This is a genomic window from Streptomyces sp. T12, assembly GCF_028736035.1.
GTDB lineage: Bacteria > Actinomycetota > Actinomycetes > Streptomycetales > Streptomycetaceae > Streptomyces.
In genome coordinates this window covers 5436819-5457139 of the sequence record NZ_CP117866.1, presented here as the reverse complement: position 1 = coordinate 5457139, position 20321 = coordinate 5436819, and the positions used below count along the sequence as shown (strand labels likewise).

Sequence of the window (20321 nt, the reverse complement as noted above, 5' to 3'; positions counted from 1 at the left end):
GGGTCAGGCGGGCGGGGGCGATGGCAACACCAGGGGAGACGAGGCCGGAAGCGGCATCCGTACGCAACGAGTTCGCACTGGAGCGGTATCGGTATCTCCTCCAGCAGATACATGCGGTGAACGAGAACGCTCACCGCTTCCTCGCCCTCTACCAGACGCTCGCCACCACACTCGTCGGTGCGGCCCTCGCCCTCTTCGTCGGGTACCGCAAGTGGGATCTGGCGCCGGCCACCGCGCGCAGCGGGGTGATCGGGTTGTTGATCCTCGTCACAATGGTCGCCGCGTTCACCGCCACACTGATCGTGGTGGGAGCCCTTGCCTGGCTGGACTACCGCAACGAGGAGTGCGACATCACCGACGAGGTCGTCGGAGCGGGGTTCCGCACACGCCCACGTCCCGGCAATTTCCTGCGCTGGTACGAAACGTACGTGCTGCTCTTCATCCTCGTATCGGTGATCACCATGTGGGTGCTCGCCGCGTTCTTCCTCCTGCCCGCGATGAGGTGATCCTCCCCGGTGCCCGAGCACGACTACACCAACACATCCCTGTGGCGGCACACCCTAGTCGCGCGGCCGGGCCCCGATCCCCACGCCCAACAGCGGGAACGACTGCGCGCGTCGTACGTGGAACTGCGGAAGAAGGCGGCCACGCTCCTTGAGGAGAACGCGCGCAGTATGCCCGATTTCACGGTGCACGACATCAGCCATGTGGACGCGCTGTGGGAGACGGCCGATCTCGTCTGCGGGACCGAGGTGACCCTGAATCCCGCCGAGGCGTACGTGCTGGGGTGCGCCTTCGTGCTGCACGATGCCGCGATGGGGTCGGCCGCGTACGGAACGAGCGTGCCCGAGGCGCTGGGCGAGAAGCGGTGGCGGGATCTCGTGGCGATGACCTACTACGACCGGGAGGGATGCTGGCCCGACCGGGAGGAACTGGACGCACCGCCTCCCGAGATAGCGAAGGCCTGCCAGGCGGCCGCGATCAGGGCGACGCACGCGGATCAGGCCAGGCGGCTGGTGGACCAGCCGTGGCGGTCCAACACGGGCAACGACATCTTCCTCATCGAGGAGGTGCAGTTGCGGGAGGTGTACGGTCCGCTGATCGGCGAGCTGGCGGCCAGCCACTGGTGGCCCGTGGACCGGCTCGCGGACGAGTTCCGCCACCAGAGCGGCTCGCTGCCCTGGCAGCCCAGCAACTGGACCATCGAGCCGCTGAAGCTGGCCTGCGTCCTGCGGCTCGCCGACGCGACCCAGATCGACAGCCGCCGCGCCCCCACGTTCCTGTCCTCTCTGCGCAAGCCGCGCGGCGTCTCCCGTGAGCACTGGCGGTTCCAGGAACACATCAGCCGCCCGTACCTGAAGGGCGACCGGGTCACCTACAACTCGCTGCGTCCCTTTCCCCCGCAGGACGCCACCGCCTGGTGGCTGGCCCTCGACTATCTGCGCGGTATCGACCAGGAGCTGAAAGCGGTCGACGCCCTACTGCACGATCTCGGACGGACTCGACTCGCGGCCCGGGCGGTCGCCGGCGTCGACTCCCCCGAGCGTTTCGCGGAACTCTTCCGTGTGCAGGACTGGCGGCCCATCGACGCGACCGTCAAGGTGTCCGACGTCCCGGCCCTGGTCAGAAACCTCGGCGGGGAGCAACTGTACGGTGACGCACCCGAGGTCGCCGTACGCGAGCTGATCCAGAACGCCCAGGACGCCGTCCTGGCCCGCCGAGCACTACAGCCCGGTTTCCCGGACGGGCGCGTGGAGGTCCGGCTGGCCGAGACCGACGGTTCCTGGTGCCTGGAGGTCAGCGACAACGGCGTCGGCATGGACGAGGAGATCCTCCTCCACGGCCTGCTCGACTTCGGCAGCAGCGGGTGGAGCTCGGCCCGGGTGCGCAACCGGCTGCCGGGACTGGCCAGCGGAGGCTTTCAGCCCAGCGGCCGGTTCGGTATCGGCTTCTTCTCCGTCTTCCTGCTCGGCGACCGCGTGGAGCTGATCACGCGCCGCTACGACGGCTCGCTCGCGGACGCACGTCGCATCGCCTTCGACGGGCCCGCCAGCCGCCCTCTCCTCACTCCACTGTCCACACAGGACTGGGTCCCGGAGGGCACGACCGTACGCGTCATGCTCAAGACGAGCCCCTACGACGCCCAGGGCCTCTTCCAGCGATCCGACGACGAACGACTCACCCAGCTGGTCCAACGGCTGGTCCTGGAGAACGCCGTACCGGTTCACGCGTGGGAGCCTGGCGCGACCGGACCCGAGGTCATCCCACCGTTCTCGCTGGCCATGGGATCACCGGACGAGGTCTTCGACCGCCTCTACCCGCCCCAGACCGACAGTTGGCGCAGTGCGGAGGAGAAACTGCGCCTGCGGATGCGCGACGACTTCGCCGAACGAGCGACCGAAGTGCTGGACGAGAAGGGACGGCGCATCGGGCTGGCCACACTCTGGAACAGCATGCACTTCCAGGGACGGCGCAACTTCCTGGGCACCGTCACGGTCAATGGCTTCCTCGCCGACACGTCCGTGTCCTTCGCGGGCTACCTCGCCGGACAGCCCAGCCGGGCCTCACGGGACAGGGCCGACCTGGTCGCCACACAGGAGCAGGTACGGCACTGGATGCGTGCCCAGGAACAACGTCTCCGCAGCACGGGGCACTTCGAGGACCCACTTCAGCTGGAGCTGGCCCACACCCTGCACTGCGCCTTCGACCTCCTGCCTGACAACGTCGCCTTCGCTCTGACGGCACAGGGCGTGCTGCGCCCGGCCGACGTGGCCGAGTGGGCCGCGCAGCGCAACGAGGTCTTCCTTACCTTCGGATGGCCCATCACCTGGCGTACCCGACCGCCGGAGGTCTACCACTACCTCTCCGGACAGCCGGTGCCGCTCCCCGACAACTGGATCTTCATCGTCCAGATAGTCTCCACCTCACCCCTGGGGCAGGTCTTCCCGGCGAACCGCGACACCGCGTATGACTCAGCCCGCGACCACCCCACGCTGACCTGGCAGAAGCAGTGGTGGCGCCTGTCCGGTGGCCTGCACGGGCTCTTCCTGCGGGAGCTGTGCCAAGTCTGGTCCTGCACCATCGAGTCCCTGCTCGCACCGGTCGCCCAACGCAACTGGTCCGACACCCTCCACTTGGACGACGAGAGCCTCGGTCCCGTTTCGGGCTACCTCCTGCAGCGTCCTTCGAGCGCGGCCGACAAGAACAGCTGACAAAGTGTCGGCGTCACGTACGGCTCGTCCTCAGAAGGCGCACGAGCGCGGCGAGTCCGTTGGGGGTGACGGGGAGTATTCGGGCGGGGTCGTCGCTTTCGCGGAGGAGTAGCTTGCCTTCGGCGGCGGCCAGTTCCACGCAGTTGGCTCCGTCGCTCCCGCTGGAGAAGGTCGACTTCTGCCACTTGATCACGTCTACAGCTCCTTCGCCAGACGGTGGATGTAGTCCCGGGACCGGGCCGGTTCGAGGGACACCGCCTCCACCTTACGAAAGAGCGTTCGCATGGACAGGAGCTGAACCGGCGCATCCACGAAGGCCGTCCCCTGAGGGGTATCCCGCTGGGCCGTGTCCAGTACGGGTACACGACCGCCCGCGTACATCAGTTCCGCACTCGCCCCCGCGAAGCCGTCCACGTCAAACGGGATCACTCGTACCGTGACGCCGGGCGCCTCGGAATGCGCCAGTACCGCGTCGAGCTGAGCCCGCGCCACGCGCCGGTCGGCGACCCGGGTACGCAGCACCGGTTCGTGGAGTACCGCCGTATACGGGGTCGTCCCGAGGTCCGCCTGCCGCCGCAACCGGTGCTCGACCCTCACCTCAAGCTCATCCTGCGGAAGTTCGGGGCGCCAGTAGGCGAACACAGCACGCGCGTACTCCTCGATCTGCAGCAGCCCCGGCACATGTGCGGTGGCGACCTCCTGGAGGAACGTCGCATGGTGCTGCAGCTCCGCCAGGTCGAGGAACACGGGAGGCAACCTGTCCCGGTACTCCTCCCACCACCCCCGCGTACGATCCGTCGCCATCGCCACCAGCGCGTCGACCAACGCGGCGTCCACACAGCGATAGTGGGCCGCCAACCTGCGCACCCGCTCCTCACTGACTCCCGCGATGCCCGCCTCCATCTGGCTCATCTGCGTCGATGTCGACCCGAGGAACCCCGCCACCTCCCGCGCGGTCATGCCCGCGGCTTCCCTTAGCCTGCGCAGCTCCGCGCCGAACCGCACCTGACGCGCAGTCGGCTGACTTCTCGGCGGCATGCGGCCCTCTTCCCTCAACAAGCCTTACCGGCATCCCACTTGTGGGTGCCAGAGTACGCAACGAGCTTGCCATGGAATAAATTAATGCCATACCGTCAGTGACGCGACGCACACGCTGCGGCACCCCGGGACCCCGGAAGCGCATCGCCCCGCCCTGCCACGGCGGCCGCGACGGAGCCACCGCCCACGCCACCGCAGCACATCCCAACTCCCCACCCTTCGAGCGGAGTTCACGCATGCGCGAAACCGAACCCTGGGAGTACGTCCTCTACATCCCCAACACCCCCCTGGCCGTCCCCATCTGCCGCCGCACCCTCCGCCTCGTCCTCACCGGCCACGGCCTCCCTCACCTCATCGAAGCCGCCGAACTGCTCACCACCGAACTGGTCACCAACGCCATCCAGCACACAAAGGGCCCCGCCGCCATAAAGCTCCGCGCCGAAGGCACCACCCTTCGCATCGGCGTCTGGGACGCCGACCCCACACCACCCCTCCACTCCCGGCACACCACCCCGGGGGACGCGGAGACGGGCCGCGGCCTCGCCCTCGTACAAACCTGCGCGGACACCTGGGGCTGGGTACAGCAACGGGACACCAAGCGCATCGTCAGCGCCGGCAAGTACGTCTGGTGCGAACTCACCGGCGACGCGGCCTGAACGTTCCCCCGAACCCCGAAAGAGTGAACGACCCCTAATCGGCCGGACGCCACGGCCCTTGATCCACCTAGGTTGCGCGCATGGTCACATCGGCACACGAGGGCATGCACCGCATCTTCCAGGAGCGGCCCGAGATCCTCACGCCCGTCTTCAAGGTGCTGGGCATCGAGTTACCGGAGAAGGCGGCCGCATACGCGATCACCACCGACGCGACGGAAACCAAACCAATGGCCCGCCACATCGACACCGCGCTGCGCATCGACCCGTCCGACGGTGACCCCTTCCTGCTCGCCGTCGAGGCGCAGGAGCGGCGGGACCCGAAGAAGGCGTCGAGCTGGCCTTACTACGTCGCATATCTACGGGCGAAGTACAACCTGCCGGTGCTCCTACTCGTGGTCTGTCGGGACCGGGCCACGGCGAAGTGGGCAACCGGCCCCTTCGACTGCGGTACGCGCGGCTGGATCGCGCAGCGGACGTGCCCTCTGGTCGTCGGTCCCGACAACCTGCCCGTCATCACCGACGAGAGAACCGCGGGCGAGAAGCCCGCACTGGCGGCGTTCTCCGCCCTGACGCACGCCAACAGCCCTGGCATCAGCGCCATACTGGACGCGATGGGACGCGCGCTTCTGGGCATGGATGAGAAGGCCGCCGAATACTTCTACCAATTCCTGGACGTCACCCTGGGGAAGACCCCTGCCGGAGACAAGTGGAGGAACATCATGGGTTTCGTCAACTATTTCCCCGGCAGGGGGCACCTGATGGAGAGGACCTATCTCGAAGGCCAGGCCAAGGGCGAGGCCATGGGAATCCTGCGGGTCCTGGAGGTGCGCGGCCTCCCCGTCTCCGACGAAGTCCGCCAGCGCATCACCACGTGCACGGACCTCGGCCTCCTCAACGAGTGGCTCGACCGCGCCGGTACGGTCACGCATGCGGAGGAGCTGTTCACCGAGGCCCCTGAGACTCCTGTGAGCGCCCCCGAACAGGCCTGACCAACCCCTGTCCTAGGACAGCACCCCGGCCCCGGTCGTCGTAGCCAGCTCCGTGACCAAGTTCTTCGCGGACGTCTGCAGCCCCGCCGTGAGCGCCGGCTTCCAGTTGACCGTCGTCTTGATCTTCTTCGAGCTCGCGGCGTTGTAGGCGGCCACGATGTCGGTCGTCGTGCCGTTGACGAGGTTGCCGCCGCCGGCGATCGAGCCGGTGCCGTCGCCGCTCAGCAGCTTGGCGACCTTGGCGCCGGACGGCAGCTTCCAGGCGTTGTGCTCGGCGACGACCTGGGCCTTGGCGCGGGAGTCGATGCTGTACTTCGGCGCATAGCCGTTGAGCGTGGTCGTGCCGTAGACGTTGTTGTAGAGGTGGATCTGGCCGATGCGGGCCAGGGGCGCCCGCTGCACGATCCCCTTCCACACGTTGTGGTGGATCGTGACGCGGAGCTTGCCGGTGCTGTCGGTGTCGCTGCTGCCGATCAGCATCGTCTTGTCGTGGTTGCTGAACACGTTGCGCTCGACGGTCACCAGGTCGGAGCCGTTGGTGATGTCGAGGGCTCCGTCGTGGACCTGGTACTTGCGGCCGAAGTAGGTCTTCTCGGAGCTGTCTAAGGTCGGCGCGTCGGTGAAGGTGTTGTGGTCCGCCCACACGTTGGTCACCCCGCGCAGGGTGACGGCGTCGTAGTTGGAGTTCCACTCGCCGGACGAGCCGTCGGTCGGGTCCCACTGCGGGAAGCAGTCCTGGGTGTCGGCGAAGGTGAGGTTGCGGACGATGACGTTCTTGACGTTCTGCACCTGCAGGCTGCCGCCCCTGATGCCGGCGTTCGTGCCGGGGATGCCCACGATGGTGGTGTTGGCGGGCACCCGGAAGACGATGTTCTTCTTCTGCTTGTCCGCGGCGGCCTTGCGGGCGTTCTCCTGCGTGCCGGACGGCGCCTTCTTGCCGTAGGTCGCCGGGTCGTAGGCCTTGAGGTAGGCGGACAGTGAGTAGCCGGTGCCGGAGGCGTAGTCGGCGCAGGTCAGCTTCTTGCCGACGTCGCTGGTGTTGGCGTCGATGGTGCCCTTGATCTTGATGATCCGGGGTGTGGTGTCGGAGACCGAGCCCAGCGCCTTCACGAGCTGCGCGCGGGTGCTGACGGTGAAGGTGTGCGCGGAGTCGGCCTTCGCACCGCCCGTCGTACCGGATCCCGAGGCCGCCCATCCATCCTTCGCGGGCAGGGACTGGTGGTACAGGTCGACCGCGCCCGCGTTCGCGTTCAGCACGAGCACACCGGCACCGACGCCGGCCGCCGCGACGGCGGCGGTGACGACGAGGGTGCGGCGCTTGCGGAGGGAACGGCGGTGAGTGGGGCGGTGGGAAGGGGCTGCCACGAATTGAGTCCTTACGTGCTTCGGTGAGGCTCGCGCACCGGCGAGCGGGCCCGCGTGAGCGGGCTTCCGATTCCTTCGTGGTCGCGGAGATCGGAAAGGTTGCCGTGGATTTTTTGGCTGAATGGTGGTCAAGTCGCGGACATCACGCGGATGTTGCCCATTGGGTTGGCATCGATCGCCCCCCACCGCCACCATGTCCCCCTTCACGACCGTATGGTTTCCGCCATGGCAGTCCCTGAGGTCATCCCGATCGCCTACGAGCCGCACGGCCGGACCGAGGCGATCGGCTGTTACGCAGACGGGCAGTTCATGGGGTCGGTCATCTACGCCTTCCCCAAGGGGTTCGACCTCGACACCGGCTGGGAAGAGCACAAACGCCTCTATTCGGTCCTGCACACCTTCGACGCCGAGGGCAGGTACCGCGACTCGGAGATCTGGTGCGCGGGCACCTGGGCCGAGCAGCAGCGCGCCCCGCACGGCCCCGACTCGGTGCTCGCCCGCGCCCGGGCCCACCTCGCGACCCGGCTGCGCAGCCTCCCGCGCCGTACGTACACGGACATCGCGATCCGTCCCTTCCAACTCACCGTCGACGGCGTGCTGTTCGGCCTGGTGACGGGGGAGGACGAGGACGAGGCATGGGCCGAGCTCCATCCGGACAACCTGGGCTTCGGCGCGCCCTGGGACGGTTCGTACGACACCTGATCGTTTACGCCTCTATGCCTGGACACCCCCAAGGCGCTATACATTGCGAAGATCACGCAAGGCCATCAAGTGGGGGGATCCATTCATGGCACTCTTCGGGAACGCGCACACCATCGACCAGGGGCAGGCGCAGCAGGACTTCGCACGCCTGCTGGGCCACGGGGAGCAGGTGCACGCCGCGTACCTGCTGATACGCGACACCATCCTGTTCACCGACCGCCGTCTGATCCTGGTCGACAAGCAGGGCATCACCGGCAAGAAGGTGGAGTACCACTCCATCCCTTACCGCAGCATCACGCACTTCGCGGTCGAGACCGCCGGCACCTTCGATCTGGACGCCGAGCTGAAGATCTGGGTCTCGGGGACGCCGACGCCGATCGAGAAGACGTTCACCAAGGGCGTCGACATCTACGAGGTTCAGGCGATCCTCACGCAGTTCGTGGCCAAGTAGCCACACCTGTACGGCGGCATGTTGGCACCGCGCTGATCCGGGTACGGACGCGATAATCGGGGCCACCATGCCGCCGCTCCCGCACCACGACCTGGTGACCGACGTCCTCACCGTCGGCGCCCGCTACCCGCTCGTCCTGGCCGGCGACAGTGCTGTCCAGGCACACGGCCTGACCGCGCGGCGTACGGCATCGGTGGAGGTGGCGACCGAGAACCCCGAGCCCATGGACCAGATCGCGGCGATGGTCCGTCACGGCCTGACGGAGCGGGGCTGGCAGGTACGCCCCCTGGAGACCGACCCGCTCGCCTCCCGCCTGCTCGTCACGGACCCCGACGCGGGTGAGGAACGTACGGTCGACCTGCTCAAGGAAACCCTCTGGCGCCCTGCGGTGATGACCGACCTCGGCCCGGCCCTCTCCCTGGAGGACCTGATCGGCACGAAGGTCCGCGCCCTGACCGACCGCGGCGCCGCGCGCGACGTCGTCGACGTCTATGTGGCCGCGGGCCACTGGAGCTACCCCGACCTGGAGGAGCGGGGCCGCCGCCACGCCTGGGACGAGCTGGGCCTGGCGGACCTCCAGTCCCGGCTGGAGGCGACGGAGCTGTTGGACGACCGGGAGTTCACCGCCCGGGGACTCGACGAGGAGTCGGTGCCGGTATTCCGCCGGTGGGTTCGTGCGTGGGCGGACGACATCGCGGAGCGGCTGCTGGAGGAGGAGGCGCTCAGTCCGCCGACGGACGAGTGACGCCCCGGTTCCGGCCCCTCGCAGCCTGCCGTCCTGAGCACCTTCACCTGCGTGAACACCGACCCTGCGCACTCCTAACCCCCTGATAAGATCCGGCCACTTGTGCGAGGGCACGGGCCCTCGTAGGGGAGGGAACCTCACGTGGGCAGACACGCCCTGAGACGGGGCGGGCTGGCCGCCGCCGTCTCCTCACTCGCGGTCGCCGTCGCGGCCGCGTCCGTCGTCGTCCTGTCGGAGGGCGGCGGCTCCGCGGAAGCGGCCGAAGCCGACACCACCGCGATCACGCTGGTCGACCCCAGCACCACCACGCCGCGCACCGACCGCCCGTACGTCGCTGGCGGCACCGGCTTCCTGCACCGGCAGACCGGCAGGGCCGGAATGCAATGGACCGACTACGCGACGGGTCGGACCGTCACCGTCGAGAAGGCCGACGGCAGCGTCTACGCCCCGTCCTCGACCTGCTACTACATCGACTCCGAGTGCCGTCCGGCCTGGTACGGGTCGGACGGCGACCTGGTCGCCCTACCGTCGTCGTCGGTGACGTCCTCGACCGTCACCCTCTGGGACCCGGCCACGGCCACGGCCAGGAACCTGAGCTGGCCCGGCTCCACCACGCACGGCTACTACCGGGCCCTGGCCGGGGACACGGTCGTCACCACCTACTCCCTGATCGACAAGGTCGACGGCGAGTGGCAAGCCCGCAAGGTGACCGGTGATCCGACGGCCGTGGGGAGCGACGACGTCCTCGCCGCGGACTCCTCGGGCGTGCTCTGGTCGGTCGACACCGGCAGGATCGGCTACATCGACGTCGCCTCGGCCGTGAACACCAATGTGTTCGCCGACGCCACCTACGCCTCGCACTACGTGATGAGCGAGGACCGCATCGGCTGGTACCAGGAGGGCACCGCCGAGCTGCACCTGAAGTCCCGCGCCGACCTCACCGCCCCGGAGCAGCTCGTCAAGCTGCCCGCGCACCCCGGCGCGCTCGACGGTGACCCGGTCCTGGTCGGCGACTGGCTGCTGCTGCCGCTGTCCTCCCGTGAGCTCGGTTCCAAGCTGCTCGCGGTCAGCGTCACCGACCCCTCGGTGCAGCAGACCCTGCTGACGAGCGCCGGCGAGTACGCGCTGGAGACCGCCGACGGCGGCGCCCTCGTCACGGGCGGCACCGACGCCACCGACTGGTGGGTGCAGCGGGTCAGCCAGGCCGAGGACGGCACGCTGAAGCTGGAGAAGGTCCGGCAGGCCCCGGCGGTGGAGAACGCCAAGACGGGCATCGCGCTCAGCCGCGGCAGCCTGCGCGTCGCCGAGGACGACCCGGCCAGTACCACCACGGACACCACCTCGGTACACACCCTCACCACCGACGGCTCCACCGCGCTGACGGCGTCCGCCGCCACGGAGAGCGGCTCGATGTACGGGCCGGTCTGCCCGTACGCGGGCGCCACCTGCGCGGCGCTGTGGGGGAACCTCTCCGCCGAGGACGTCTACCTGGACCTGAACGGCGGCACCGACGAGGGCGAGAGTCTCGGCGACGACCGGCTCAAGGCTATCGGCGGCCACTACCTGGACTTCGGCGGCCAGGGCGGCGCGATCGTGGACGTCTCCGACGACTACGCCGTCTACAACTCCGGCGGCACCACGCCGGCGCAGTACGTGGGCGAGTTCGGCCAGGGCGAGAAGCTGAAGCGGACCGTCCGCGCCGCCGCCCTGAACGGCTCGACCCTCTGGAGCGCCACCACCACCGCCGGCAAGCTCACCTCGTACAGCATCCCGCTGGCGAAGACGCTCTCCACGGTGACCGTGCCGGGCCTGGCCTGTGTGCCGAGCGAACTGCAGGCGGCGGGCCGCTGGGTGTACTGGGCCTGCGGGACGGACTCGGCCGGCGTGTACGACACCAAGGCCGGTACGTCGAAGGCGGTCGCCCCCGGTGACGTGCTGCTCGGTGACGGCTTCACCGTCCGCCACGACCACGCCACCCACACCCTGGTCCTCACCGAGTCGGCCACCGGGAGCACCCGAGTGATCGCCTCCGACCTGGCTGCCAACGGCCTGACGGCGGACCGCCGTTATCGCTGGACGGTCGACGAGTACACCGGCCTGGTCGCCTGGTTCGACGACTACGAGCGCACCCACGTCACGACCACCGGCATCGCCCCATCGGCCGTGACGGCCTTCGAGACGTCGGCCGGCAGCTATGCGGCCCCGAACGTGCCCTTCGAGGCCGACTGGGTGCTGTCCCGCCCGGTCACCTCCTGGTCGCTCACCCTCACCTCCGTGCAGAGCGGCGCGACCGGCAAGGCCACCCGCACGCTCACCGGCGGCGCAACCCCGGACCGGGTGTCGGTGTCCTGGAACGGCAAGAAGGCCGACGGGAGTTACTTCCCCACCGGCTGGTTCAAGTGGACCCTGAAGGCGACCGGCCTCGCCGCCGTCACGGAGAACACGGTCACCACCGGTGAGGCCTTCCTCCAGCGCGGAGCGCCGGTCCGCCGCGACTTCGTCAGCCCCGACGGCCCGGACGGCCGCGGTGACCTGCTCACCCTGAACTCCTCCGGCGGCCTGACCTTCCAGAGCGGCACCGGCACCGGCAAGTTCGGCGACAAGTACACCGGCACCGGCTGGGCCACCACCGTCACGGCCGTCCCCTTCGGCGACCTGAGCGGCGACCGCTGCAACGACGTCCTCGTGCGGTACACCAGCGGCGCGCTGCGCCTGTACAAGCCGGGCTGCGGTGCCGCGGTCAAGCCGTCGACGTCGTACACGACCCTCGCGACCAGCGGCTGGACGCAGTACAACGTGCTGACCTCGCCGGGCGACGTCAGCGGTGACGGACGGCCGGACCTGATCGCGCGGAACTCGTCCACCGGAGCGGTCTACCTCTACAAGGGCACGAGCGACGGCAAGCTGTCCGCTCGTGTGAAGCTCTACGACAACTGGAAGGGCTACAAGAAGATCGTCGGCGTCGGGGACATCACCGGCGACGGCAAGCCCGACCTCCTCGCCCAGGACACCGCGAACACCCTGTGGCGCTACAACGGCAAGGGCGACGGCACCTTCGCCGCCCGGGTGAAGCTGTTCGCGAACTGGGGCGGCAACTACAACGTCGTCGTCGGCGTCGGCGACATCACCGACGACGGCCACCCGGACCTCGTCTCCCGCGACACCAGCGGCAACGTGTGGCGCAACAGCGGTGACGGGAAGGGGTCGTTCGGCTCGCGAACGCAGATCGCGAGCGGATGGAGCGGCTACAAGTCCCTGACCTGACAGGGCGTTTGATGGAGGGGGGCGGTCCTTCGGGGGCCCCCTCCGCGTTCACGCTCGTGTCGCGGCCGTCTCCGGGACCGACGGTGCGGCCGTCCGCGTCCGGTGGATGAACGCCACGCCGCACACCGCGAGGAAGGAGGCCGCGGAGAGGGTGTACAGGCCCCCGTTGGTGCTGCCGGTGGTGTCCTGGAGATAGCCGAAGAGGGTCGGCGAGACGAAACCGCCGAGGTTCCCTATGGAGTTGACCAGGGCGAGCCCCGGCGCCGCGATCCTCAGGTCGAGCCCCGACTGGGCCATCGGCCAGAACAGCGTGGCCGCGCACTTCCCCCCGACCGCGGCCAGCGTGAGCGCGGCGAGGCCGAACCAGGGGGAGCCGAGGGTGGCCAGGAAGGTGCCGACCGCGGACAGGACGAGGGCGATCGCCAGGTACGGGCGGCGGTCGGGGGCGCGGTCGGTGAAGTGGGCCATCGTGTACATCGCGATCACCGCGCAGATCCATGGCACGGCCGTGAGCAGGCCCACCTGGAAGGGCGACAGCCCGCCGATGTCGTCGACCAGGCTCGGCAGCCAGAAGGTGATCGCGTACCCGGTGAGGGCCATCGCGAAGAACACCGCGGTCAGCAGGGCGACCTGGGGGTGCAGGATCAGCTTCAGCCGGGACGTCCTGGGGGCACGGTCGCGCGCCTCCTTGTCCCGGGCGACCGCCCCGCTGAGCGCGTCCTTCTCCTCCTGGGTGAGCCAACGCGCGTCCTGGATGCGGGAGACGAGGAAGAAGCCGGCGATGAATCCGACCAGGATCGAGAAGGCCCCCTCCAGCGCGAACATCCAGCGCCAGCCGGCGATCCCGCCCGAGCCGTGCAGTTCCAGCAGCGCGCCCGTGATGGGCCCGGTCACGATATACGCCGTCGCCGAGCCGCCCAGGAAGATCGCGCTCGCCCGGCCCCGGCTGGAGTCGGGCAGCCACTGGGTGAAGTAGAGCAGCACACCGGGGAAGAACCCGGCCTCCGCGACGCCGAGCAGGAAGCGCAGGACGTAGAACATCCACACGTTGTGGATGAAGCACATCGCCACGATCACCGCGCCCCAGGTGATCATGATGCGGGTCAGCCAGACGCGGGCGCCGAACCGCTCGAGGAGCATGTTGCTGGGCACCTCGAACAGGGCGTACCCGATGAAGAACAGCCCCGCGCCGAGGCCGTACGCGGTGGCGCTCACGCCGACGTCGGCCCGGAGTTCGTCCTGGACGAAGCCGACGTTCGTCCGGTCCATCTGGTTGACCAGCAGCATCAGGACGAGGATCGGCAGCATCCGGCGCAGGAACTTGCCGACGGCGCGGCGTTCGGCGTCGGGTATCACCGACACCTGGGCGGCTTCCGACATCGTTGTCTCCCCTAGGTCGTACACATACATGAACCTGGATCACGTACGCGGGCTCGGGGAACGTTACGGAGGCATCTCTTCAGGGTCAACGGCTGTACCGGATGTCCATACATGTGAATGCGGGGCGGACGTGTTTGCGCACATCCGCCCCGCACGTCGTACGTCCGCCGGTCAGGTTCCGGTGTTGGTGGCCTCGGGGTCGACGCCCATCGTGATCGTCGCGACGACGCCCTTGGCGATGTCGTTCTTCTTGTACTTCAGCTTCAGCAGGCCGCCCTCGGTCCCGTTGTCCGGGTAGATGGTGTCCTCGTCGAGCGTGGTGCGGGTGGTGGTGTTGGTGGAGTACGGCTCCACCTCCGCGGACGCCAGCACGGACTCCTCGTCGAAGAAGAACTGACCGGTGTGACAGGTGTTGCCGCCCTCGTACCCCGCGTCCGTCCAGGTGCCGCTCACATGCACCTTGGTGTGGATGTGGACGCAGCGGCCCTGGTACCAGCCGGGGAAGATCGTCCTGAACTCCACCACGCCGTTGCGGTCCGTCTTCCAGGTGCCGCGCAGGTAGCGCTCGTCGTCCGTCGGCTCCTCGTGGCCGCCACCTCCGCCACCCGGCTCGCCCGAGGGCTCCCCGGACGGGGGCTCGCCCGTCGGCTCACCGGACGGCGGGGTGCCGCCCCCGCCGCCACCGCCGCTGCCCATGGCCTCGTATCCCGAGTAGACGCCGAGCGCGTTGCAGTGCCAGATGTCGACCGCTGCGTTCCTGATGGGCTTGCACGTCTCGGAGTCGATCACCTTGAGGCGGAGGGTGAGCGGGATGCCCTCCTCGTCCTCGGTCACATCCTTGCGGAGCTTGTCCGCGTCGATGTAGTAGGGGCCCTCGGTCGTTTCGGAGGTCAGCTTGTAGCAGACCTCCGAGCTCGACGCGCCGGCACTCGCGGTCGCGGACCCGCCCTTCGCTCCGGACTCACCCGCGAAGGCGCCCGCCGCCAGCGTGCCGCCCACGCCCACCGCGGCGGCCGCTCCGGCCCCGGCGACGACGACCTTGCGACGCGTGAGGTCCCGCTTGTGCTTCGGCCCTTCGGCCGTCTGGTTTCCTGTGTGGTTTCCCGTCATGTGCAGGGAAGTTAGGGACCGCGCCTGTCAGGAGGTTAGGTAAGGGCTGGGTGAGAGCCCTGCATGACCGCCGTAAACGAACGTGGCAACGAAAGTGGCTCGGAACCGACGTCGGTTCCGAGCCACCTACGGCTGCTTCAAAGACCTACTTCGGCTGCGGCTTGCGCACCGACAGGTGCAGCTCCTTCAGCCGCGCCTCCTCCAGCTCCGTCGGCGCGCCCATCATCAGGTCCTGGGCGTTGCCGTTGAGCGGGAAGGCGATGGTCTCGCGGATGTTCGGCTCGTCGGCGAGGAGCATGACGATGCGGTCCACGCCGGGCGCGATGCCGCCGTGCGGCGGGGCGCCGAAGCGGAAGGCGCGCAGCATGCCCGCGAACTTCTCCTCGACGGTCTCGCGGTCGTAGCCCGCGATCTCGAAGGCCTTGAGCATGATCTCGGGCTCGTGGTTCCGGATCGCGCCCGAGGACAGCTCGACGCCGTTGCAGACGATGTCGTACTGCCAGCCCAGGATGTCCAGCGGGTCCTGGGTCTGCAGGGCCTCCAGGCCGCCCTGCGGCATCGAGAAGGGGTTGTGCGAGAAGTCGATCGCGCCGGTCTCCTCGTCCTTCTCGTACATCGGGAAGTCGACGATCCAGCAGAACCGGAAGACGCCCTCCTCGAAGTGCCCGGCACGCTTGGCGGCCTCGACGCGGACCGCGCCCATGATCTTCGAGACCTCGTCGAACTCGCCCGCGCCGAAGAACACGGCGTGACCGGCGGCCAGCGAGAGGCGCTTGGTCAGCTCGGCGACGTTCTCCTCGGTGAGGAACTTCGCGATCGGGCCGGAGAGCGAGCCGTCCTCGGCCACGCGGACCCAGGCCAGGCCCTTCGCGCCCTGCGAGACCGCGAAGTCACCGAGCTGGTCGAAGAACTTCCGGGGCTGCGCGGAGACGTCCGGCACCGCCAGCGCGCGCACGTGCTTGCCGGCGAAGGCCTTGAACTCCGAGCCCTCGAAGATGTCGGTGATGTCGACGAGCTCCAGCTGGGCGCGCAGGTCCGGCTTGTCGGAGCCGTACTTCAGCATCGCCTCGCGGAACGGGATCCGCGGGAAGGGCGAGGTGACGTGGCGGCCGCCCCCGAACTCCTCGAACAGCTCCGTCATGAGCTGCTCGATCGGCTGGAAGACGTCCTCCTGCTCGACGAAGCTCATCTCGACGTCGAGCTGGTAGAACTCGCCCGGCGAGCGGTCCGCACGCGCGTCCTCGTCACGGAAGCAGGGCGCGATCTGGAAGTAGCGGTCGAAGCCGGAGATCATCAGCAGCTGCTTGAACTGCTGCGGCGCCTGCGGCAGGGCGTAGAACTTGCCCGGGTTCAGGCGGGAGGGGACGACGAAGTCGCGGGCGCCCTCGGGGGAGGTCGCCGACAGGATCGGCGTGGCCATCTCGTTGAAGCCCAGCGCCGTCATCTTGTGCCGGATCGCCGAGATGACCGACGTACGCAGCAGGATGTTGCGGTGCATGCGCTCGCGGCGCAGGTCCAGGAAGCGGTACTCCAGGCGCCGCTCCTCGTTGACCCCGTCCTCGGTGTTGATCGTGAACGGCAGCGGGGCGGCCGCGCCGAGCAGCTCGACCTCACCGACCTCGACCTCGATCTCGCCGGTCGGCAGGTCGGGGTTGATGTTCTCGGCGCCGCGGGAGACGACCTTGCCGTCGACGCGGACGGTCGATTCCTTGGACAGCTTGTCGAGGGCCTCGTACGCGGGCGTGCCGGGACGGGCGACGAGCTGCGTGATGCCGTAGTGGTCGCGCAGATCGATGAAGAGGATGCCGCCCAGGTCGCGCCGATTGTGCAGCCAGCCACTCAGCCGGACGTCGGTGCCGACGTCAGAGGAGCGGAGCTCGCCGCAGGTGTGGGACCTGTACCGATGCATCGTCGTTCATCCAGTCTTCGCGGATCGGGGGGCGTGTTTCACGTGAAACTTTCCCCAAGCCTACCGGGGACCCAAAGATCGGCTCCCCACCATTTGGCAGCGCTCCGGCACTCCTGCCGACCGGATGCCCCGTACAGCTTCGGTGGCAGTGTGCGATCACCTCTTCTTAGAGTGGGGCAATGCGCACTGGTGAGCCCCTGCCCGCCGTGGGGGAGGTTCTCGCCGCCCTCGCGACCGGGCTGTGGCACTGGAACACCGCCACGGGACTGGTCTCGGTCGACGCGGAGGCGGCACGGCTGCTCGGGCTGCCCGCCGAACAGTCCACCCTCAGCCAGGCCCAGGTGCGCTCCCGCCTGCACCCGGTGGACTGGAACGAGATCAGCGGGGTGATCCAGCTCGCCGTCGCCGAAGGCACGCTCGGCGAGGTGCGGGTGCGGATCATGGACGAGCGGGGCCGGGTCGTCCGCGTCGGCCGCAGCCGCTTCCACGCCTCCTTCGACCGCGAGAAACGGTCGTACGAGGTGACCGGCTCCCTCCAGGAGGTCACCGAGCCGACGCCGGGCGCCCACGCCGGGCGTACGGCGGTCACCGGCGACTGGCGGCGCTCGCGGGAGGCGTTCCTGCTGGACGCGGGCCGGGCGCTGGCCGAGGCCCGGTCCACGGCGGAGGTGCTGCGGGTCGCGGCCGGCCTGTCGATGCCGGGCTTCTCACCGGACGGCCTCGCGGTGTTCGGGGTGACGGGCGACCGCCTGACGATCATCGGCCACCACGGCCACCAGCCCGGCGACGAGGGCCCCTTCACACACATGGCCCTGGACACGGACTACCCGGCCGCCGAGGTCGTCCGCACCGGTCGTGCCGTGTACCTCTCCTCGCCCGAGAAGTACAAGGACCGCTACCCGGTCACCTGGCCGCTCGCCGCGCACTTCAACCGCCAGTCCTGGGCGTTCCTGCCGCTGACCGTGGCCGGCCGCACGATGGGCGCCTGGATGGCGGCCTTCACCTATCCGGTCGCGTTCACTCCCGACGAGCGGTCCGTGCTGACGACGGTGGCCCGGATGCTCGCCCAGGCCCTCTCCCGCGCCGAGGCCGCCGAGTCCGCGCGGGAACTGACGGACGGCCTCCAGCGCTCGATGCTGCCCAAGCTGGGCCCCGAGATACCGGGCATGAGCGTGGCCGCCCGCTACGTCCCGACCGGCGGCGGGCTCCAGGTCGGCGGCGACTGGTACGACATGATCCCGCTGCCCAACGGCCGCTTCGCCCTGGTCATCGGCGACGTCCAGGGCCATGACGTGCGGGCGGCGGGCCTGATGGGCCAGCTCCGCATCGCCCTGCGCGCCTACGCCTCCGAGGGCCACCGCCCCGACGCCGTTCTCTCCCGCGCCTCCCGCTTCCTGCACGGCATGACGTTCGGCTCCCTCGACGAGGACCCGTCCGAGCTGCGCTTCGCGACCTGCCTGTACGTCGAGGTCGACCCCACGAACGGCCTGCTGGACATCGCCCGCGCCGGGCACCCGGACCCGGCGATCCGGATGACCGACGGCACAGTGCTCGCCCGCCCGACGGCCGGCGGCCTCCCGCTCGGCATCGATCCGGACGCCGACTATCCGACGACCAGGATCACCCTGGAACCCGGCGAGACGATGCTGATCTGCACGGACGGCCTGATCGAGACCGGCGGCCACGACCTGGAGACCGGCTGGAAGCGCATCCGCGCGATCCTGGAGGAGCACGACGGCGACCTGGAGGCGCTCGCCGACGCCCTCGTCCAGGCCGTGCACGGCCCGTCCTCCCACCACACCACCGGCCCGCTCGCCGACCGGCGCGAGGACGACATAGCGGTGCTGCTGCTGTGCCGGGAGGGGGAGGGCTGCGGCTGCGGCGCCCCGGTGACCGTCCGGCCGACGATCCGCCGCACCATGATGTCCGTGGCCCAGGCGGAGCCGGAGCGGGTGGCGGTGGCCCGGCAGCAGCTGCGGGAGCTGCTGCACGACTGGGCGTCCGAGGACCAGGTGGACTCGGCGGTGCTGCTCCTCTCCGAGATGCTCACGAACGTCCTCGTCCACACCGACGCCGACGCCCTGCTCCTCGCCGAGGTGCGGGGCGGCCCGGGCGACCGCCGCATCCGCGTCGAGGTGACGGACACCAGCGACGACCTGCCGCACAAGCGCCGCCCCGGGGAACTGGCGTCGTCCGGGCGGGGCCTGATGCTGATCGAGCTGCTGGCTCAGTCGTGGGGAGTGGACCCTCGGGGCGAGGGCAAGAGCATCTGGTTCGAGCTCTACGAGTCCGAAGGCGCCGACGGGTCGGGGGGCGCGGACGGTTCCGGGGGCTCCGACGGCTCGGGGGGCTCCGGGCTCGCGTAACGGTCCTGCAGTTCGTGTACGACGCCGAAGGCGGCGGCGGTCAGCGGTACGGCGAGCAGCATGCCGAGGACTCCGGCCACGGACGCCCCTGCGGTGATCGCCACCATGACGGCGGCCGGGTGCATCTGCACGGTCCGGCTCTGGATCATGGGCGTCAGCACATGCCCTTCCAGGACCTGCACGGCGAGCACGACGGCCAGCACCCACAGCGCGATGACGAAACCCCGGTCGGCGAGCGCGACCAGCACCGCGACCGCCCCCGAGAGGAACGCGCCCAGGTAGGGGATGTAGGCCCCGACGAAGACGAGCGCCCCGAGCCCGACCGCGCCCGGGACGTCGAGGACGAGCAGCCCGACGGTGATGCAGAGGGCGTCGATGAGGGCGATGAAGGTGGTCCCCCTCATGAACCCTTCCACGCCCTGGAACGCCCGCCGGGCCATGGCCTCCATGACCTCCCCGGCCCCGCCCGGGACGACGGACCGCAAGGCGCCGGCGGCCCGGTCGGAGTCCCGCAGGAAGAAGAAGACGAGCAGCAGGGCGAGCACCGCCATGGCGATGGTCTCCGCGACGACACTCACCCCGCTGATGACCCCGGAGGCGGCGGTCCCCCCGAAGTCGGTGAGCAACTCCTTGGCGTTGGAGGCGACGTCGTCCAGCGAGGTCCCGGCGGCCCCGAAGTGCTCGGCGAGATCCTGGGCCGCCTGCTTGAGCGCGGCGAGGATCTGGTCGCCGGTGTCGACGATCGCGGCGACGACGATGTACACGGCCCCGCCGACGACGGCCACGACGGCCACGCAGGTGAGCCCGGCGGCGACGGACCGGTTCACCTTGGCCTTCACCAGCCGCCGGTGCAGGGGCCCGAGCAACGCCGTCCCGAGCAGCGCGAGCAACACGGGCACGACGGCCGTACGGAACTCCACGGCCAGCCGGATCCCGACGTAGACGACCCCGGCGACCAACAGCACGACGACACACCAGGCGGCGAGCCGCCGGACGGGGTCGGGGAGCAGCGGGGTGGGGGCCTGCACGCTTCCAGCGGATCATGCGCGGGCGGGGCTGTCGTGCGCGGGCGGCCACTCGGATGACGCCTCGTCATCCATCACTACCGAACGACGCACACTGATCGCCGCGGAA

16 protein-coding genes are annotated in these 20321 nt (G+C 69.3%); 9 read left to right on the top strand and 7 right to left on the bottom strand.

Annotated features, from left to right (window positions below):
• Positions 1 to 20 precede the first annotated feature (20 nt).
• Together PBV52_RS24490 and PBV52_RS24485 are read left to right on the top strand one after the other, a co-directional pair.
• Entirely contained in the window at positions 21 to 506 is a 486-nt protein-coding gene (locus PBV52_RS24490; RefSeq protein ID WP_274241114.1) for a hypothetical protein, read from the top strand.
• 9 nt (positions 507 to 515) lie between these two features.
• Positions 516 to 3212, top strand: coding sequence for an ATP-binding protein (locus tag PBV52_RS24485; protein WP_274241113.1), 2697 nt, complete (start codon positions 516 to 518; stop codon positions 3210 to 3212).
• A gap of 13 nt (positions 3213 to 3225) precedes the next feature.
• On the opposite strand, the gene PBV52_RS24480 is transcribed toward PBV52_RS24485, so the two are convergent.
• Complete coding sequence (locus PBV52_RS24480) at positions 3226 to 3405, bottom strand: DUF397 domain-containing protein (RefSeq protein WP_274241112.1); 180 nt, start codon at positions 3403 to 3405, stop codon at positions 3226 to 3228.
• Between the two features lie 2 nt (positions 3406 to 3407).
• Positions 3408 to 4250, bottom strand: coding sequence for a helix-turn-helix transcriptional regulator (locus PBV52_RS24475; RefSeq protein ID WP_274241110.1), 843 nt, complete (start codon positions 4248 to 4250; stop codon positions 3408 to 3410).
• Between the two features lie 236 nt (positions 4251 to 4486).
• On the opposite strand from PBV52_RS24475, the gene PBV52_RS24470 reads away from it, so the two are divergent.
• Together PBV52_RS24470 and PBV52_RS24465 are read left to right on the top strand one after the other, a co-directional pair.
• Positions 4487 to 4906, top strand: a complete 420-nt coding sequence (locus PBV52_RS24470) for an ATP-binding protein (protein WP_274241109.1) — start codon at positions 4487 to 4489, stop codon at positions 4904 to 4906.
• An 80-nt stretch (positions 4907 to 4986) separates the two neighbouring features.
• On the top strand, positions 4987 to 5895 hold the full coding sequence (locus PBV52_RS24465) for a hypothetical protein (RefSeq protein WP_274241108.1): 909 nt from the start codon (positions 4987 to 4989) through the stop codon (positions 5893 to 5895).
• Between the two features lie 12 nt (positions 5896 to 5907).
• Here PBV52_RS24465 and PBV52_RS24460 read toward each other — a convergent pair whose 3' ends face one another.
• Positions 5908 to 7260: a polysaccharide lyase family 1 protein gene (locus PBV52_RS24460; protein ID WP_274241107.1), complete on the bottom strand. Its 1353-nt coding sequence runs from the start codon at positions 7258 to 7260 to the stop codon at positions 5908 to 5910.
• A 225-nt stretch (positions 7261 to 7485) separates the two neighbouring features.
• On the opposite strand from PBV52_RS24460, the gene PBV52_RS24455 reads away from it, so the two are divergent.
• The 4 genes from PBV52_RS24455 (at position 7486) to PBV52_RS24440 (ending at position 12422) form a co-directional block, all read left to right on the top strand.
• Entirely contained in the window at positions 7486 to 7962 is a 477-nt protein-coding gene (locus PBV52_RS24455; RefSeq protein ID WP_274241105.1) for a hypothetical protein, read from the top strand.
• Positions 7963 to 8047: 85 nt separating this feature from the next.
• Entirely contained in the window at positions 8048 to 8413 is a 366-nt protein-coding gene (locus PBV52_RS24450; RefSeq protein WP_128433949.1) for a PH domain-containing protein, read from the top strand.
• 67 nt (positions 8414 to 8480) lie between these two features.
• Positions 8481 to 9158, top strand: a complete 678-nt coding sequence (locus tag PBV52_RS24445; RefSeq protein ID WP_274241103.1) for a nucleotidyl transferase AbiEii/AbiGii toxin family protein — start codon at positions 8481 to 8483, stop codon at positions 9156 to 9158.
• Positions 9159 to 9299: 141 nt separating this feature from the next.
• Entirely contained in the window at positions 9300 to 12422 is a 3123-nt protein-coding gene (locus PBV52_RS24440) for a VCBS repeat-containing protein (protein ID WP_274241101.1), read from the top strand.
• A 48-nt stretch (positions 12423 to 12470) separates the two neighbouring features.
• On the opposite strand, the gene PBV52_RS24435 is transcribed toward PBV52_RS24440, so the two are convergent.
• The 3 genes from PBV52_RS24435 to aspS form a co-directional block, all read right to left on the bottom strand.
• Entirely contained in the window at positions 12471 to 13802 is a 1332-nt protein-coding gene (locus PBV52_RS24435) for an MFS transporter (RefSeq protein ID WP_274241100.1), read from the bottom strand.
• Between the two features lie 171 nt (positions 13803 to 13973).
• Entirely contained in the window at positions 13974 to 14912 is a 939-nt protein-coding gene (locus PBV52_RS24430; protein ID WP_274241098.1) for an intradiol ring-cleavage dioxygenase, read from the bottom strand.
• Positions 14913 to 15057: 145 nt separating this feature from the next.
• A complete protein-coding gene (gene aspS / locus PBV52_RS24425) occupies positions 15058 to 16821 on the bottom strand; it encodes an aspartate--tRNA ligase (RefSeq protein WP_274241097.1) in 1764 nt (587 codons plus the stop codon).
• Positions 16822 to 17000: 179 nt separating this feature from the next.
• On the opposite strand from aspS, the gene PBV52_RS24420 reads away from it, so the two are divergent.
• Complete coding sequence (locus PBV52_RS24420) at positions 17001 to 19187, top strand: SpoIIE family protein phosphatase (RefSeq protein WP_274241096.1); 2187 nt, start codon at positions 17001 to 17003, stop codon at positions 19185 to 19187.
• Here the strand turns inward: PBV52_RS24420 and PBV52_RS24415 are convergent.
• A complete protein-coding gene (locus tag PBV52_RS24415; RefSeq protein WP_274241095.1) occupies positions 19103 to 20215 on the bottom strand; it encodes an AI-2E family transporter in 1113 nt (370 codons plus the stop codon). The two genes, PBV52_RS24420 and PBV52_RS24415, sit on opposite strands and share 85 nt — an antisense overlap.
• Between the last annotated feature and the right edge of the window lie 106 nt (positions 20216 to 20321).

What these genes read in the sequence shown, in the direction of transcription:
- PBV52_RS24490 (WP_274241114.1), top strand. Translation starts at nt 21, where the DNA reads ATGGCAACACCAGGGGAGACGAGGCCGGAAGCGGCATCCGTACGCAAC.
- PBV52_RS24475 (WP_274241110.1), bottom strand. Translation starts at nt 4,250, where the DNA reads ATGCCGCCGAGAAGTCAGCCGACTGCGCGTCAGGTGCGGTTCGGCGCG.
- PBV52_RS24470 (WP_274241109.1), top strand. Translation starts at nt 4,487, where the DNA reads ATGCGCGAAACCGAACCCTGGGAGTACGTCCTCTACATCCCCAACACC.
- PBV52_RS24465 (WP_274241108.1), top strand. Translation starts at nt 4,987, where the DNA reads ATGGTCACATCGGCACACGAGGGCATGCACCGCATCTTCCAGGAGCGG.
- PBV52_RS24455 (WP_274241105.1), top strand. Translation starts at nt 7,486, where the DNA reads ATGGCAGTCCCTGAGGTCATCCCGATCGCCTACGAGCCGCACGGCCGG.
- PBV52_RS24450 (WP_128433949.1), top strand. Translation starts at nt 8,048, where the DNA reads ATGGCACTCTTCGGGAACGCGCACACCATCGACCAGGGGCAGGCGCAG.
- PBV52_RS24445 (WP_274241103.1), top strand. Translation starts at nt 8,481, where the DNA reads ATGCCGCCGCTCCCGCACCACGACCTGGTGACCGACGTCCTCACCGTC.
- PBV52_RS24435 (WP_274241100.1), bottom strand. Translation starts at nt 13,802, where the DNA reads ATGTCGGAAGCCGCCCAGGTGTCGGTGATACCCGACGCCGAACGCCGC.
- PBV52_RS24430 (WP_274241098.1), bottom strand. Translation starts at nt 14,912, where the DNA reads ATGACGGGAAACCACACAGGAAACCAGACGGCCGAAGGGCCGAAGCAC.
- aspS (WP_274241097.1), bottom strand. Translation starts at nt 16,821, where the DNA reads ATGCATCGGTACAGGTCCCACACCTGCGGCGAGCTCCGCTCCTCTGAC.
- PBV52_RS24420 (WP_274241096.1), top strand. Translation starts at nt 17,001, where the DNA reads ATGCGCACTGGTGAGCCCCTGCCCGCCGTGGGGGAGGTTCTCGCCGCC.